The sequence below is a fragment of the Amycolatopsis sp. NPDC051371 genome, assembly GCF_040682155.1.
Lineage (GTDB): Bacteria > Actinomycetota > Actinomycetes > Mycobacteriales > Pseudonocardiaceae > Amycolatopsis.
The window spans coordinates 1-15,177 of record NZ_JBFBAG010000038.1; the positions used below are offsets into that span (position 1 = coordinate 1).

Genomic DNA, 15,177 nt, shown 5'->3' on the forward strand with positions numbered 1-15,177 from the left:
TCCCAAGCGCCCCAAGGTGGCCTTCGGTGCGTTCAACGCACCCAAGGCGGCCTTCGGTGCGTTGAACGCAACCAAGGCCGCCTTGGGGCGCTCGGGTCAGGACTTGAGGTCGGGGAAGTCCTCTTCGCGGTACTCGGTCCCCGCGGCGCGCTTCGGGTCGTTCTCGCGGCCTCGCAGCTCGACGCGGCGGATCTTGCCCGAGATCGTCTTCGGCAGCTCCGCGAACTCGATCCGCCGGATCCGCTTGTACGGCGCCAGGTGCTCGCGGCAGTACGCGAGGATCGCCTTCGCCGTCTCCGCCGACGGTTCGTGGCCCGCGGCCAGCACGACGTACGCCTTGGGCACCGCGAGCCGGATCGGGTCGGGGGCCGGGACGACCGCCGCCTCCGCCACCGCCTCGTGCTCGATCAGCACGCTCTCCAGCTCGAACGGCGAGATCCGGTAGTCCGACGCCTTGAACACGTCGTCGGTGCGCCCGACGTAGGTGATGTAGCCGCGTTCGTCGATCGAACCGACGTCACCGGTGTGGTAGTAACCGCCGCCGAACGCAGCTGACGTGCGCTCGTCGTCGCCGGTGTAGCCGGTCATCAGGCCCACCGGGCGGTGCTGCAGGTCGAGGCAGATCTCGCCCTCGGACGCGCGCTCGCCGCTGACCGGGTCGACCAGCGCCACCACGAACCCGGGCAGCGGGCGGCCCATCGAGCCGGGCACGACGTCCTGGCCGGGGGTGTTGGCGATCTGGACGCTGCTCTCCGTCTGGCCGAAGCCGTCGCGGATGGTGACGCCCCACGACTTCTGGACCTGCTCGATCACCTCGGGGTTGAGCGGCTCCCCCGCCCCGACGACCTTCTTCGGCGGCGTCTTCAGCGCCGTCAGGTCCGCCTGGATGAGCATCCGCCAGACCGTCGGCGGCGCGCAGAAGCTCGTGACGCCGCAGCGGTCCATCTGGGCCATCAGCGCGTTCGCGTCGAACCGGCTGTAGTTGTAGAGGAACACCGTCGCTTCGGCGTTGAACGGGGCGAAGAAGTTGCTCCACGCGTGCTTCGCCCAGCCGGGCGAGGAGATGTTCAGGTGGACGTCGCCCGGCTCCAGCCCGATCCAGTACATCGTGGACAGGTGGCCCACCGGGTACGAGACGTGCGTGTGCTGCACCAGCTTCGGCTTCGCCGTCGTGCCGGAGGTGAAGTAGAGCAGCAGCGGGTCGGCGGCCTTCGTCGGGCCCTCCGGGGCGAACTCCGGCGAGTGCGCGAACGCGGCAGAGTACGGCTGCCACCCCTCGACCGGCTCCCCCACCGCGATCCGCGTGTAGTCGCCCTCGACGCCGGCGAACTTCGGCGCGTCCACCGACCGGACCACGACGTGCTTCGCCGCACCGCGCTCCACGCGGTCGGTCAGGTCGGCCGGCCCGAGCAGCGTGGACGCCGGGATGATCACGGCGCCGAGCTTGATCGCCGCGAGGATGGTCTCCCACAGCTCGCCCTGGTTGCCCAGCATCAGGATCAGCCGGTCGCCGCGGCGCACGCCGAGCGAACGCAGCCAGTTCGCGACCTGGTTCGACCGGCCGGACATCTCCGGGTAGGTCCAGCGGTTCTCGGTGCCGTCCTCCTCGACGATCCACAGCGCGTACCGCTCGGCGTTGTCCGGGTCGTGCGCGACGACGTCGAACCAGTCGATTGCCCAGTTGAACTCGTCGAACTCCGGCCAGGCGAAGTCCCGGTAGGCCGTGTCGTAGTCCTCGCGGTGGGTCTGCAGGTAGTCCCGCGCGACGCGGAACGCGTGGTGGACTTCCGAAGCGGTCACGCTGCCTCCTCTTATTCGCCCTTGAACTCCGGCGCGCGCCGCTCCATGAACGCCTGGACCGCCTCGCCGAGGTCCTTGCTGGGCAGGAACGCCGAGTTCCACGCCGCGACGTACCGGAGGCCGTCGGCGACCTGGCGCTCGGTGTTCGTCGCCAGTACCTGCTTCGTACCCTGCACCACGAGCGGCGGGTTCGCAGCGATCTCCCCGGCGAGTTCGCGCGCGGCCTTCAGCAGCGCCTCCTGGTCGGGGTGGACATCGTTGACGAGCCCGATCTTCTCGGCGCGCGCGGCGTCGATGTCCTTGCCGGTCAGGGCGAGCTCGCGCAGGTGGCCTTCGCCGACGATCGAGGCGAGCCGCTGGAGGCTGCCGAGGTCGGCCACGATGGCGACGCGCACTTCGCGCACGCTGAACTTGGCATCGGCGCTGGCCAGGCGGATGTCCGCGGCGGCGACCACGTCGACCCCACCGCCGATGCACCAGCCCGAAACGGCCGCGATGACCGGTTTGCGGCATTCCGCGATCGAGCTGACCGCCGCCTGCAGCGACCGGACCTGGTCGAGGAAGGCCGTCCGCGGGCCGGCCAGGTTGTCCCCGCCGAGCATCGGCGCCCAGTCGCCCATCATCGCCGGCAGGTCGAGGCCGTAGGAGAAGTGCTTGCCGCCGCCGGTCAGCACGACCGCCCTGACCTGCGGGTCGGCGTCCAGCGCGCGGAACACCAGCGGCAGCTCGCGCCAGAAGTCCGGCCCCATCGCGTTGCCCTTCGAAGGGCCGAGGAGCGTCACTTCGGCCACGGCGCCGGCGATGTCGACCTTCAGGGAGACGAGGTCGGGCAAACTGTCAGCAGTAGCGGTCATGGAATCATCTTGACCCATGTCCGCGACGAGCCGCCATTGGCATGTTGTCAATTGACGCGCGAGTCACTGCCGGGAACCACTGTGCCAACGTGGTCACGGGATGTTTTCCTGGACGTAGGTGTCCACGACGCGGGGAGGACGGTGGGACATGAGCCCGGCCAGCAGCGCGACCCTGATCGAACCCGAGCCTCCCGCCTCGCCCGCGCGGCGCGAGTCCCGCCCGATCGAGCTGACCGGCTCGTTCGACCACGAAGGCCACCGGCTCTGGTACACGGAGTTCGGCAGCGGCGACAAGGTCGTCGTCCTCACCCACGGCATCATGCTGACCCGCCGGATGCACGCCCCGCTCGCGCGCCGGCTGGCCCGCGCCGGGTTCCGGGTGGTCACGCTCGACCTGCTCGGCCACGGCGACTCCGACCGGCCGACCGAGTCGTGGCTCTACTCGATGCCGTCGTTCGCCGAGCAGACCCTGGCGCTGCTCGACCACCTCGAGGTCGGCTCCGCCGTCATCGGCGGGACGTCGCTCGGGGCGAACGTCTCGCTGGAAGTGGCGGTGCGGGAGCCGGACCGGGTTCGCGGGCTGATCGTCGAGATGCCGGTGCTGGACAACGCGATCGTCGCGGGGCTGTTCACGTTCGCACCGCTGCTGATGGCGGCCCGGTTCCTGCCGGTGACGGTCCAGGCGGTGGCGCTGGTGGCGTCCCTGGTCCCGCACGGCAACCAGTGGGTCGACGTCGTGACGGACACGCTCTCGCAGCGCCCGGCGCCGATGGCGGCGCTGCTGCACGGCGTGCTGTTCGGCCGGATCGCGCCGCCGAAGTCGGTGCGCCGCAAGATCACGACGCGCGCGCTGGTGATCGGCCACCAGGGCGACCCGATCCACCCGTTCGGCGACGCGGACACCTTGGCGATCGACATGCCGGACGCGGAGTTCGTCCAGGCGCGCAGCCCGGTCGAGCTGAGGCTGGACCCGACCCGCCTGTCGGACGCGATCCGGGACTTCGCCGCGAGCTGCTACGAGGGCTGAGCCGGTGCCGCTGGTGTGGGTGACCGGCAACGCGGGGGTCGGCAAGTCGGAGGTCTGCGCGCTCCTGAAAAGCCGGCGGAAGTTCGCGGTCGACGCAGACTGGGATGGCTTCAACCACTGGGTGGACCGGACGACCGGACAAGCCGTCGCCGATCCCCCCGATCCGGTGCCCGCCGGCTGGCTCGACCGCTACGGTTGGCAGACCAGCCGCACGAAGGTCGAGGCACTGGCGGCGAAGGCGTCCGACAAGGTCGTGTTCTTCTGCGGTTCCGCCGAAAACGACGCAGAGGTGCGGGCCCTCTTCGACCTCGTGGTCTGCCTGGTGGTCGACGACAGCACGCTCCGGGACCGGCTGCTGACCCGCACCTCGAACAGCTTCGGCAAGCACCCGGAGGAGCTGGCTGCGGCACTCGACGCCAACGGACGTGCCGAGGCCGCCTACCGGCGGCTCGGAGCGACGATCGTCGTCGACGGCCGCCGGCCGCTTTCCGAGGTCGCCGACGCGATCCTCGCCGCCGCCTACGAAGGCTGAACCGGCGCGAGGCCGGCCACCGGGCCGATCACGATGATCGCCGGCGGGCGCACCCCCGAAGCCGCCGCGTCGGTGACCACCGTGTCCAAAGTGGACCGCAACGCCCGCTGGGTGCGCATCGTGCCGTCCTCGATGATCGCCACCGGGGTGTCCGACGGGCGGCCGCCGTCCAGCAGCGCCTTCGCGAACTGCGGCAGCCGCTCCACGCCCATCATCAGCACGATCGTGCCGCGCATGCGGGCCAGCAGCTCCCAGTCGACCAGGGACCGGTCGTCGCCCGGGGCGACGTGGCCGGAGACCACCACCACCTCGTGCGCCACCCCGCGGTGAGTCACCGGGACGTCCGCCACCGCCGGGACCGCGAACGCGCTCGTGATGCCCGGGACCATCGTCACCGGGACGCCCGCCTCGGCGCAGGCCAGCACCTCTTCGAAGCCGCGGCCGAACAGGTACGGGTCGCCGCCCTTGAGCCGGACGACGAACTTGCCCTCCTTGGCCTTCTCGATCAGCGTGCTGTTGATGACGTCCTGGCTGGCCGCGCGGCCGTACGGGATCTTCGCCGCGTCGACGATCTCGACCTCGGGCGCCAGCTCGTCCAGCAGCTCACGCGGTGCCAGCCGGTCGACGACCACCACGTCCGCGCGCGAAAGCAGCCGGCGGCCGCGGACCGTGATCAGCTCCGGGTCGCCCGGACCGCCGCCGACCAGCGCCACGCCGGGCAGGCTGCCCTCGGGGTGCGGCTGGCGGCCGTCCTCGATCGTGCCGTTGTGCAGGCCGTCGAGCATCGAGTCGCGGACCGCGGCCGAGCGCAGCGGCTCGCCGCCGGAGAGCACGCCGAAGAGCAGGCCACCGTGCCGTCCGGACGCCGGGGTCACCGCGGAACCCGACTCGCCCTCGTCGGCGCGGACGCAGAACACCCGTTCGCGCTCGGCCTCGGCGCAGATCGCTTCGTTCACTGAAGGGTCATCGGTGCAGGCCAGCGCGTACCAGGCGTCCTTGAGGTCACCGGAGGTGTAGCGGCGTTCGTGCCAGACCAGCTCGCCCGCGTCCACCATCCCCTGCACCGACGGCGTCGTGTGCGGCGACACCAGTTCGACGCGGGCCCCGGCGCCGATCAGCCGGGGCAGCCGTCGCTGGGCCACGCTGCCGCCGCCGAACAGCACGACGCGGCGGCCGGTGAGCTGGAGGCCGGAGAGGTAGTGCGGGTCGTCCATGGGCGGGAGTTTATTGACGGTTCACCCTCGCGCCAGCCAAGCGTGCGTTATGCCACGCGGAAGACCGGCCCGCGGGCCACGAATGGCAGTCGCGCGCCCCGCGGCACCAGGTACGCGTGCTCACGACGCGGCCGGACGTGGTCGCACATCGCGTCGGTGATGATCAAGATGGGCCCGTCGGCCGGGAAGTCGGCCGCGCGCTGCAGGAGGTCGACGCCGGGCTGCAGGATCGTGCCGCCGCGACCGCGGACCTTCACCCGGCCGGCGATGTCCTCCACCGCGAGGTAGCCGGCGTCGTAGGCGACCGCGTCGCAGAACACCACGCGCGCCGCCGGGACGTCGCGGGCCAGCGCGTACGACGCGATCGCGCCCAGCGCCTTGCCCAGCAGCTCCGCGTTCATCGAGCCGGACGTGTCGAGCACGACGCCGAAGGTCGCGCGCCGGTCGAGGTGCTCGGGGCGGACCCGGCCCGGCCGCGGGATGTCCGGGGTGGCGGACTGACGCCGCGACGCCCGCGCGTAGCCGCGCACCGGCAGCTCCGCCCGGACGTGCTCGTCGAACCAGCGGGCCAGCTGCGCGTCCCACGGCAGCGGCGGGTGGTCCAAGGCCCGGATCTCCTGTTCCAGCCCGAGCGGCAACAGCCCGCGGCCCTGCGCGTGGTGGTATTCCAGGCCCTGGGTGAGCGCCCGGCGGTAGAACTCGTCGAGGTCGACACCCCGGACACGGTCACTCCACGACATCGGCCGCGGCTCGCGCTGCGACGACCGGCGATGGGCCGCCTCGGGCTCGGACAGCCAGTCGCCGAGAACGTCGCCCGCGGCGCGGCCGCCCAGGGTCATCAGCTTGCGGGCGCGGCGGATGTCCGTGGTCAGCGTGTCGTAAACCGACTCCGCGGACATCCCGGTGAGCTGCTGGTCGTGCAGGCTGCCGTCGGGCAGCTCGCCGACGCCCATCGCGACCAGCCAGCCGTTGACGACGTAGTCGCAGGCGACGTTCCACAGGTAGGGGTCGCGGCCCAGCACCCGGAGGTCGTGGCGCAGCGCGGCGTGCAGCATCTCGTGGGCCAGCACGAACCGCCATTCTTCGGCGGTCAGCGCGGCACTCGGGTTGACGTGGATCTCGCCGTGCCCGGCGTCGACCGCGGCCAGGGAGATGTCCCAGGCGCGCACGACCTCGGCGTCCACGACCAGCGTGAACCCGGCGGCGACCGCGCCGAGCAGCGGGAACGACGAGACGAACCAGGACAGCGCCCGGTCCCACTCCCCCATGGCCCGGCGGTGCCGCGTCTGCCCGCGGGCGGCGGCAGCGCGTTCCATCGCCTCGGTGGCCGACGCGATCAGCCCGCGGGCGAACCGTTCGGTCCACGGCTCCGGCTTCCCGTGGTACTGCAGCTGCCAGCGGCCCATCGGCTCCGCGAGCCGCAGGCACGGCCGTCCGGTGCCCAGGTCGGTGAACGGCGCCGGGACGCCCGTCTGGCGCCACGCGCGGGTCAGCGCGAGCTCGTCGGTTCCGGGGAGTTCGGGCAGGTCGAGGACGGCTGTCCCGACGTGCACCGCCTCGGCGAACCGGTGGACGGCCACGCAGCACGCGGCGCCGTAGACCGCGTCCACCTCGCGGCCGGGCGTGACCGCCTCCGCCTCGGTGAGCTGGTCCTCGTCGAGGTGACCGAGGCCGAGGTGCAGCAGGAGGTGCGCGAACACCCAGGCCCATTCGGCGGGCTCGGCGTCACGGGCGCGGTTCGGGGTGACGAGGCCGCGATCGGTGACGACGGCCCAGCCCTCGGCGCTCTCCGGGCTCAGGCTCGCACCCCGCATGAGGTGGTCCAGGACGGTGTTCGAGCGCGCCTGCGCCCAGCCGTCGGCGATCGCCTTGTTCCGCCGTTCCCGGCGCTTGGCTTCCGCGCGCGCGGTGCTCATGCGCGCGCCGCGACCAGCCGCGGCAGATCACGGGCCGCTTCGACCAGGAACCACGACGGCAGCCGCGGGTGACCCGCTTCGTCGTCGGCGATGACCAGCTGGGCCATCTCCAGGGAGATCTCGGCCAGCTCGACGAGCAGGCCCTTGGCGCGGAAAGCGAACTGGCGGACGGTCGCCGACGCGTGCCGCTTGTCCGCGGGCAGGTCCTTGACCAGGCGCGCGCGGAACGTCTCGGCGAGGAAGTAGAGCAGGTCGCGGTCGCCCGGCTCGGCCGGCCAGCGCGCGTCGCCCTTGAGGATCGCCTCCAGGTCGAAAGCGTGCCGGGCCACCTTGAGGTACGCGCGGAAGGCACCCGCGTGCGCCGGCGTGAGCGTGGCGTACGCGAGCAGGGCGATCGTCTCGTCGCCGTCCGGGTCGCCGTAGGAGTGCAGCAGGTCCGACAGCATGTGCCAGGACCGCGGCGTCGAGAACGGCTCCTCGGTCTTCGGCGGCGGGCTCCAGAGGTGGTCCGGGCGCTGGGTCAGGTACTCGACGACCCACGGGTGGATGCCGTGGCCCGCGGCCCAGACCAGCCAGTCGCCCGCGGCGGCGCGCAGGTGGACGTGCACCAGGCGGTTCACCAGCGCCGAGGCCATCGGCCGGGCCAGCGCCTGGTCGGTGGCCCGGTTGCCCGCCCCGATCACGACCGAACCCGCCGGCAGCTCGTAGGAGCCGGTCCGGCGGTCGAGGATGAGCGAGTAGAACGCCTTCTGGACGTCGGGCGCGGCGGCGTTCAGCTCGTCGAGGAACAGGCAGTACGGCTCGTCGCGGGCGATCTGCTCCGGCGGGCAGAACCGGCTGCGGCCGTCGACGATCTGCGGGACGCCGATCAGGTCCTCCGGCGCGAGCTGGGTGCCCAGCAGCGACACGCACTCCAGCCCCAGCGATGCGGCGAAGTCCCTTACCAGCGAGGACTTCCCGATGCCGGGCGCGCCCCAGAGGAACACCGGCCGGACGACGGCGGTGTTCAGCAGGACTTCGGGCAGCTGGGCGGGCGTGATCGTGAGCTGGGCGTGCAAGCGTGGACCTCCCGAGTCAGGACATCCCCGTGCGACGCCCCCTTTCGTGAGCCCATGGTCGCGCGCCCGCCCAGCCGGCGCATCCGAATTACCCGGCGCGACCCGAGGCCGGGTACGGCAGCAGGGCCATCTCGCGCGCGTTCTTGATCGCCGTGGCGACCTGTTTCTGTTGCTGCGGCGTCAATCCAGTGACGCGCCGGGCGCGGATCTTGCCGCGGTCGGAGACGAACTTCCGCAGCAGCTCGACGTCCTTCCAGTCGACCTCGGTGACCTTGTTGGCGCGCAACAAGTTCACCCGGCGCTTGGCGGGCCGGTCCCGGTTCGGCTTCGGCATCCGGCTCACCAGCTCGACTTCGTGACGCCGGGCAGCTCGCCGTTGTGCGCGGCTTGACGCATCTTCACCCGTGACAGCCCGAACTTCCGCAGATATCCGCGGGGACGTCCGTCGGCGGCGTCCCGGTTGCGGATGCGCGTCGGGCTCGCGTCGCGCGGCAGCTTCTGCAGTGCGACAACGGCTTCGGCCTTCTCGTCCGGGGACGACGACGGCGAGGCGATGACGGCTTTGAGCGCGCGACGTCGTTCGACGTACCGGGCGGCGACCACCTTCCGCTGCTCGTTCTTCGCGATCTTGGACTTCTTGGCCATCAGCGCTCTTCCTTGAACTCGACGTGCTTGCGCGCGACCGGGTCGTACTTGCGCAGGACCATCCGGTCGGGGTCGTTCCGCCGGTTCTTCTTGGTGACGTAGGTGTAGCCGGTGCCCGCGGTGGACCGCAGCTTGATGATCGGGCGGACGTCGGTGCTCTTCGCCATTACAGCTTCACTCCCCTTGCCTTCAGTTCGGCCACGACGGCCTCGATGCCCCGCTTGTCGATCGTCTTCATGCCCTTGACGGAGACGCGCAGGCGTACCCAGCGGCCTTCACCGGGCACGAAGTAGCGACGGTTCTGGAGGTTCGGCTCCCAGCGCCGCGAGGTGCGGCGGTGGGAGTGCGAGACCTGCTTGCCGAAGCCCGGCTTGCGGCCGGTGACCTGGCACACGGCGGACACGGGCCCTCCCGAGTTGATAGTGGTTGTCGTTTTCATCTACTCTACGCACCGTACCCCGCCCGTATTCCTGGAGCACTCGTGACCCCTCACCCCCGCGTCCCGCTCGTCCTCGTCAGCGGTCTCGCGCCGGGACCGAACGCCACGCTCGCCGAGCTGCTGCGCGTCGCCGAGCCCGGTACCGCCGTCGTCCACCACGACCTGCGCGAAATCCACGCCGGCGTCGTCCGCCGCCGGCTGCGGCTCGAGCAGCGCGACCAGCTGACCGTTCTCGAGCTGGCCCACGGCTGCGTGTCGTGCACGCTGCGCGAGGACCTGCTCCCGCTGCTGCGCCACCTCACGCGGATGCCGCAGGTCCGCCGGATCGTCGTCCGGCTCGACGAGGCCATGGAGCCGGAGCCGGTGAGCTGGGCGATCCGGAACGTCCTGGTCGGCGACCACCCGGTGAGCGACGACGTCGACCTGCGGGCCGTGCTCACCGTCGTCGACTGCGCGACCTTCCTCGCCGACGCGACCGGCGACGACGTCCTCGCCGAGCGGGACCTGCAGGCGAGCCCGGAGGACGAGCGCACGGTCGCGCAGGTCGCGCTCTCGCAGGTCGAGTTCGCCGACGTCCTCGTGCTGGCCGGCGCGGCCACCGACGCTTGGACCGCCGCGAAGGCGTCCGCGATCCTCGACCGCGTCGCGCCGTCGGTCCCCCGCGTGGAGCTGGGCCGGATCGACGGGCACAGCGTGCTCGACGCCGTGCCGAAGGATGCCCGGCGCGGCGAGGTCACCGACATGCACGGCGCGCTGCTGCGCGGCGAGCCGCCGTTGCACCCCGACTGCGGCATCGGCGTGGTCACCTTCACCGCCCAGCGGCCGTTCCATCCCGAACGGCTGCACGACGCCCTGGACGTCCTCCTCGACGGCGTCATCCGGACTCGCGGACGCGCCTGGGTGGCGAGCCAGCCGGACGTCGCGTTCTGGATCGAGTCGGCCGGCGGCGGGCTGGGCATCGGCCACGCCGGGCCGTGGCTCGCGGCGCCGGACGGTCCGGAGTGGACGGACGTCTCCCCGGAGCGCCGCACCCTGGCGTCCCTGCGCTGGCACCCGGTGCACGGCGACCGCGCGCAGGAGCTCGTCGTGGTGACGGACCAGACAACGCCCGACGAGATCGACGCGGCCCTGCGCAGCGCTCTACTCACTGACGACGAACTGGCCGCCGGCCCGGCGGGGTGGCAGCGCTACCCCGACCCGTTCGGCGACTGGCACGAAGAGCCGTGCGAGGACACCGAGACCGACCCGGCGCGGCACGACGCGACCGCGGCGAACCGAAAGGAAGACCAGTGAAGACAGGCATCCACCCCGACTACCACCCCGTGGTGTTCAAGGACTCGTCCACCGGCGACGCGTTCCTGACCCGCTCCACCATCACGTCCGACAAGACCGTCGAATGGTCCGACGGGCAGACGTACCCGCTGGTCATGGTCGACATCAGCTCGTGGTCGCACCCGTTCTGGACCGGCACCCAGCGCATCATGGACAGCGCCGGCCAGGTCGAGAAGTTCCACCGCCGCTACGGGAAGCGGGGGACGCGCTGATGGCCGTCCCGAAACGCAAGAAGCCGCGCAGCACCACACGATCCCGGCGTTCGCAGTGGAAAGCCGCGGTGCCGGACCTGGTGCCGATCAAAGTCGACGGCGAGACGAAGCTCGTCCCGCGCCGCCTGATGAGGCACTTCCACTCGTGACCGTCCCGGTCACGGTGCTGTCCGGCTTCCTCGGCGCCGGCAAGACGACGCTGCTCAACCACATCCTCGCCACCCGGTCGGGGCTGCGGGTGGCGGTGATCGTCAACGACATGAGCGAGGTCAACATCGACGCGGCGCTCGTGCGCTCGCAGGAGCGCCTCGTCGAGCTGACCAACGGGTGCATCTGCTGCACCCTGCGGGAGGACCTCCTCGAGGAGGTGTCGGCGCTGTGCGGCGAGAACCGCTTCGACCACGTGCTGATCGAGTCGAGCGGGATCTCCGAGCCGATGCCGGTGGCGGCGACGTTCTCGTTCCTGGACTCGGTCGCCCACCTCGACACCATGGTGACGGTGGTGGACGCGGCGGACTTCGCCCGCGAGCTGGCAGCGGGCGACTCGCTGGCCGAACGCCGGCTGGACCAGTACGAAGGCGACGAGCGGACGGTCAGCGACCTGCTGGTCGACCAGATCGAGTTCGCCGACGTCCTGCTGCTGAACAAGACGGACCTGGTCCCGGCTTCGGACGTCGACCGCCTGGTGGCGACGCTGCGGCGGCTCAACCCGGCGGCCGACGTCGTCACGGGCAGCTTCGGCGAGGTACCCCTCGACCGGGTCTTCGGCACCGGGCGGTACGACTCGGTGAAGGCCCAGGAGGCGCCGGGCTGGGTCGCCGAGCTGAACGGCGACCACGTGCCGGAGACCGAGGAGTACGGCATCTCGAGCGTCGTGTTCCGCGCTTCGCGGGCGTTCGATCCGGCGCGGCTGTGGGACTTCGTCACGCGACGGCTGGACTCCGGCGAGTTCGGGACGGTCTTGCGGTCCAAGGGGTTCTTCGCGCTGGCGTCCCGGCCCGGGGTGACGGGACTGTGGTCGCAGGCGGGAGCGGTGGCGCGGTTCGAGCCTCAGGGCGTGGCGGATGAGCCGCGTCAGGAGCTGGTGTTCATCGGCGTCGACCTGGCGGACGAAGCACTTCTGACGGCCTTGCGGGACTGCCTGGGCGAGGCGACCGCACCGGATCCGTTCCCGGCGTGGGAACCGGTCCACGTCCACTGAGCGAAAGCTCCCGACTCACCCGATAGCGGCCGCTCCGTCCGAGTTGATCAACCCAGGTTTATCAGCCTAGGTTGACTAATGTGACGGACGAGGAACTCCTCCAGGTGAGCGCCGACCTGCGCGTCGCCCTGGGGCGGCTGATCCGGCGGTTGCGGCAGGGGTACGTCGTCGGGGAGCTGACGCTGCCCGAGCGGTCGGTGCTCTCCCGGCTCGACCGGGAGGGCCCGGCCACGCCGGGTTGCCTCGCCGACCTCGAACGTGTCAAGCCGCAGGCCATGGGCGTCACGCTGGCCGGGCTCGTCGACCGCGGGCTCGTCCAGCGGCGCAAGGACGACTCCGACGGCCGCAAGGTGCTGATGTCGGTCACGGACACCGGGGTGGCGCTGCTCACCGACCGGCGCTCGCACACGACCCGGCTGATGGCGACCGCACTGGCCGAGAAGTTCACCGCGGCCGAGCAGCGCGAGCTCGTCACCGCCATCCCGCTGATCGAGCGGCTGGCGGACCAGCTGTGACGACGACGCGGACCACGAACAGCCGCTACAAGTGGGTCGCGCTCTCCAACACGACCCTCGGCGTGCTGATGTCCGCGCTCGACGGCTCGATCGTCATCATCTCGCTGCCGGCGATCTTCCGCGGCATCGGCCTCGATCCCCTCGCGCCGGGCAACATCGGCTACCTGCTCTGGATGATCCTCGGCTACCTGCTGGTGCAGGCCGTGCTGGTGGTGACGCTCGGGCGCCTGGGCGACATGTTCGGCCGGGTCAAGATGTACAACCTCGGCTTCGTCGTCTTCAGCGTCGCGTCGGTGGCCCTGTCGTTCGACCCGTTCCACGCTGGCGGCGGCGCGCTGTGGCTGATCGGCTGGCGGATCGTGCAGGCCGTCGGCGGGTCGATGCTGACGGCGAACTCGGCCGCGATCCTGACCGATGCCTTCCCGGCCGAACAGCGCGGGATGGCGCTCGGGGTCAACCAGATCACCGCGCTGGCCGGGCAGTTCCTCGGCCTGGTCGTCGGCGGGCTGCTGGCCGAGATCGACTGGCGCGCGGTGTTCTGGGTGAGCGTCCCGTTCGGGCTGCTCGGCACGATCTGGTCGATCCGCAGCCTGCGCGAGGTCGGCACGCCGAAGCGCGCGAAGGTCGATTGGGGCGGCAACGTCACCTTCGCCGCCGGGACCGCGTTGCTGCTGGCCGCGATCACCTACGGCATCCAGCCCTACGGCGGCGCCGCCACCGGCTGGGGCAGTCCGTGGGTGCTCGGCGGGATCGGCGCCGGCGTGCTGCTGCTCCTGCTGTTCGGCGTCATCGAGACCCGCGTCGCGGCGCCGATGTTCCACCTCGGCCTGTTCAAGATCCGCGCGTTCGCCGCGGGCAACATCGCCGCGTTGCTGACCGCGGTCGCCCGGGGCGGCATGCAGTTCATGCTCATCATCTGGCTGCAGGGGATCTGGCTGCCCCTGCACGGCTACGACTACGAGCGGACACCCCTGTGGGCGGGCATCTACATGCTGCCGCTGACCGTCGGGTTCCTCATCGCCGGGCCGGTGTCGGGCTACCTGTCCGACCGGTTCGGGGCGCGCGCGTTCTCCACCGGCGGGCTCCTGCTGGTAGCGGCGGCTTTCCTCGGCCTGCTCGCCCTGCCGGTGGACTTCCCGTACCCGCTGTTCGCCGCGTTGCTCGTGGTCAGCGGGATCGGCCAGGGCATGTTCTCCGCGCCCAACACGTCGGCGATCATGAGCAGCGTGCCGACCGAGCAGCGCGGGGTGGCCTCCGGGATGCGGGCGACGTTCCAGAACTCCGGGACGTCGCTGTCGATCGGTGTGTTCTTCTCGCTGATGATCGCCGGGCTGGCGTCGTCGCTGCCGCAGACGATGACGAGCGGGCTGCAGGCCCACGGCGTCCCGGCGTCGGTCGCCGACGGCGTCGCGCAGTTGCCGCCGGTGAGCACGCTGTTCGCGGCGTTCCTCGGCAGCAACCCGGTCGGGCACCTGCTCGGCCCGGACGTCCTGGCCGGGCTTTCCCCGGCCGACCGCTCGGCCCTGACCGGCGGGGAGTTCTTCCCGCAGCTGGTTTCCGGCCCGTTCCACCACGGCCTGGTGGTCGTGTTCACGGCGGCCGCGGTGATGGCCGTCGTCGCCGCGGTGGCTTCCGCTTCGCGCGGCGCGCGTTACTTCCACACCCCCGAGGGATCGAAGGAGAACCGATGACCGACGAGATCGTCGCCGGGACCGTCACCATCACCGGCCACGGCGGTGACGAGCTCGAGGCCTACCTGGCCAAGCCGACCGACGCGACCCCGCGCGGCGGCGTCGTGGTGATCCACCACATGCCCGGCTACGACGCGGCGACGAAGGAGATGGTCCGCCGCTTCGCCGTCGAGGGCTACAACGCGCTCTGCCCGAACCTGTACACGCGCGAAGCACCGGGCGCGGATCCGGACGACGCGGCCGCCACGGTCCGCGCGGCCGGCGGCGTCCCGGACGACCGGCTCGTCGGCGACGTCTCCGGCGCGGCGGATTACCTTCGCGCCCTGGAAAACGCGAACGGTCGCATCGGTGTCATCGGGCACTGCTCGGGCGGGCGTCAGGCGTTCCTTTCCGGCTGTTCGCTCGACATCGACGCGGCGGTCGACTGCTACGGCGCGTTCGTCGTCAACGACCCGCCGGAGGCCATGAAGCAGATGAAGCCGCTGCTCGGCCTGGCGTCGCAGCTGTCGTGCCCGCTGCTGGGCCTCTTCGGCGCCGACGACCAGTTCCCCGGTCCGGACGAGGTCGCGGTCCTGGCGGCCGACCTGGAGAAGCTGGGCAAGCAGCACGAGTTCCACACGTACGCGGGCGCCGGCCACTCGTTCTTCTCCGTCGACCGCCCGAGCTACCGTCCCGAAGCCGCGAAGGACGGCTGGGAACGCATCCTCGACTTCTACTCCCGCACGCTCACGGCCTGAGAGG

The 15,177-nt window shown here is 71.4% G+C and carries 18 protein-coding genes; 9 read left to right on the plus strand and 9 right to left on the minus strand.

Features of this window, described 5'->3' with window-relative positions; translation table 11 throughout:
• Positions 1-96 precede the first annotated feature (96 nt).
• Both AB0M59_RS37015 and AB0M59_RS37020 read right to left on the minus strand, forming a co-directional pair.
• The gene (locus AB0M59_RS37015) at positions 97-1,800 is read right to left on the minus strand and encodes an AMP-binding protein (RefSeq protein ID WP_364624750.1); all 1,704 of its coding nucleotides are present in this window, start codon (positions 1,798-1,800) and stop codon (positions 97-99) included.
• Between the two features lie 11 nt (positions 1,801-1,811).
• A complete protein-coding gene (locus tag AB0M59_RS37020) occupies positions 1,812-2,654 on the minus strand; it encodes a crotonase/enoyl-CoA hydratase family protein (protein WP_364624752.1) in 843 nt (280 codons plus the stop codon).
• A gap of 148 nt (positions 2,655-2,802) precedes the next feature.
• Here AB0M59_RS37020 and AB0M59_RS37025 point away from each other — a divergent pair, with 148 nt between their 5' ends.
• Together AB0M59_RS37025 and AB0M59_RS37030 are read left to right on the plus strand one after the other, a co-directional pair.
• Entirely contained in the window at positions 2,803-3,681 is an 879-nt protein-coding gene (locus tag AB0M59_RS37025; protein WP_364624754.1) for an alpha/beta hydrolase, read from the plus strand.
• 4 nt (positions 3,682-3,685) lie between these two features.
• Complete coding sequence (locus tag AB0M59_RS37030) at positions 3,686-4,213, plus strand: AAA family ATPase (protein WP_364624756.1); 528 nt, start codon at positions 3,686-3,688, stop codon at positions 4,211-4,213.
• Here the strand turns inward: AB0M59_RS37030 and cobA are convergent.
• The 7 genes from cobA to rpmB form a co-directional block, all read right to left on the minus strand.
• Positions 4,201-5,427, minus strand: coding sequence for a uroporphyrinogen-III C-methyltransferase (gene cobA / locus AB0M59_RS37035; RefSeq protein ID WP_364624758.1), 1,227 nt, complete (start codon positions 5,425-5,427; stop codon positions 4,201-4,203). The genes AB0M59_RS37030 and cobA overlap by 13 nt on opposite strands.
• A gap of 47 nt (positions 5,428-5,474) precedes the next feature.
• A complete protein-coding gene (locus tag AB0M59_RS37040; protein ID WP_364624760.1) occupies positions 5,475-7,343 on the minus strand; it encodes a hypothetical protein in 1,869 nt (622 codons plus the stop codon).
• Entirely contained in the window at positions 7,340-8,401 is a 1,062-nt protein-coding gene (locus AB0M59_RS37045) for a MoxR family ATPase (protein WP_364624762.1), read from the minus strand. The genes AB0M59_RS37040 and AB0M59_RS37045 overlap by 4 nt, the downstream gene beginning before the upstream one ends.
• Positions 8,402-8,489: 88 nt before the next feature.
• Positions 8,490-8,744, minus strand: a complete 255-nt coding sequence (gene rpsR / locus AB0M59_RS37050) for a 30S ribosomal protein S18 (RefSeq protein WP_364624764.1) — start codon at positions 8,742-8,744, stop codon at positions 8,490-8,492.
• Complete coding sequence (gene rpsN / locus AB0M59_RS37055) at positions 8,741-9,046, minus strand: 30S ribosomal protein S14 (protein ID WP_364624766.1); 306 nt, start codon at positions 9,044-9,046, stop codon at positions 8,741-8,743. The genes rpsR and rpsN overlap by 4 nt, the downstream gene beginning before the upstream one ends.
• The gene (gene rpmG, locus AB0M59_RS37060; protein ID WP_003091682.1) at positions 9,046-9,213 is read right to left on the minus strand and encodes a 50S ribosomal protein L33; all 168 of its coding nucleotides are present in this window, start codon (positions 9,211-9,213) and stop codon (positions 9,046-9,048) included. The genes rpsN and rpmG overlap by 1 nt, the downstream gene beginning before the upstream one ends.
• A complete protein-coding gene (gene rpmB / locus AB0M59_RS37065; protein WP_364624768.1) occupies positions 9,213-9,449 on the minus strand; it encodes a 50S ribosomal protein L28 in 237 nt (78 codons plus the stop codon). Before rpmB ends, rpmG begins: the two co-directional genes overlap by 1 nt.
• Positions 9,450-9,527: 78 nt before the next feature.
• On the opposite strand from rpmB, the gene AB0M59_RS37070 reads away from it, so the two are divergent.
• From AB0M59_RS37070 to AB0M59_RS37100, 7 genes are all read left to right on the plus strand, one after another.
• Entirely contained in the window at positions 9,528-10,778 is a 1,251-nt protein-coding gene (locus tag AB0M59_RS37070; RefSeq protein ID WP_364624770.1) for a GTP-binding protein, read from the plus strand.
• A complete protein-coding gene (locus AB0M59_RS37075; RefSeq protein ID WP_364379636.1) occupies positions 10,775-11,029 on the plus strand; it encodes a type B 50S ribosomal protein L31 in 255 nt (84 codons plus the stop codon). The genes AB0M59_RS37070 and AB0M59_RS37075 overlap by 4 nt, the downstream gene beginning before the upstream one ends.
• Positions 11,029-11,178: a 50S ribosomal protein L32 gene (gene rpmF / locus AB0M59_RS37080; protein WP_364624772.1), complete on the plus strand. Its 150-nt coding sequence runs from the start codon at positions 11,029-11,031 to the stop codon at positions 11,176-11,178. Before AB0M59_RS37075 ends, rpmF begins: the two co-directional genes overlap by 1 nt.
• Complete coding sequence (locus AB0M59_RS37085; protein WP_364624774.1) at positions 11,175-12,230, plus strand: GTP-binding protein; 1,056 nt, start codon at positions 11,175-11,177, stop codon at positions 12,228-12,230. Before rpmF ends, AB0M59_RS37085 begins: the two co-directional genes overlap by 4 nt.
• An 80-nt stretch (positions 12,231-12,310) precedes the next feature.
• On the plus strand, positions 12,311-12,745 hold the full coding sequence (locus AB0M59_RS37090; RefSeq protein WP_364624776.1) for a MarR family transcriptional regulator: 435 nt from the start codon (positions 12,311-12,313) through the stop codon (positions 12,743-12,745).
• Positions 12,742-14,436 carry an MFS transporter gene (locus tag AB0M59_RS37095; RefSeq protein WP_364624778.1) on the plus strand — a complete coding sequence of 565 codons (1,695 nt, stop codon included), beginning with the start codon at positions 12,742-12,744 and terminating at the stop codon, positions 14,434-14,436. The genes AB0M59_RS37090 and AB0M59_RS37095 overlap by 4 nt, the downstream gene beginning before the upstream one ends.
• Entirely contained in the window at positions 14,433-15,173 is a 741-nt protein-coding gene (locus AB0M59_RS37100; protein WP_364624780.1) for a dienelactone hydrolase family protein, read from the plus strand. The genes AB0M59_RS37095 and AB0M59_RS37100 overlap by 4 nt, the downstream gene beginning before the upstream one ends.
• The last annotated feature ends 4 nt before the right edge of the window (positions 15,174-15,177 follow it).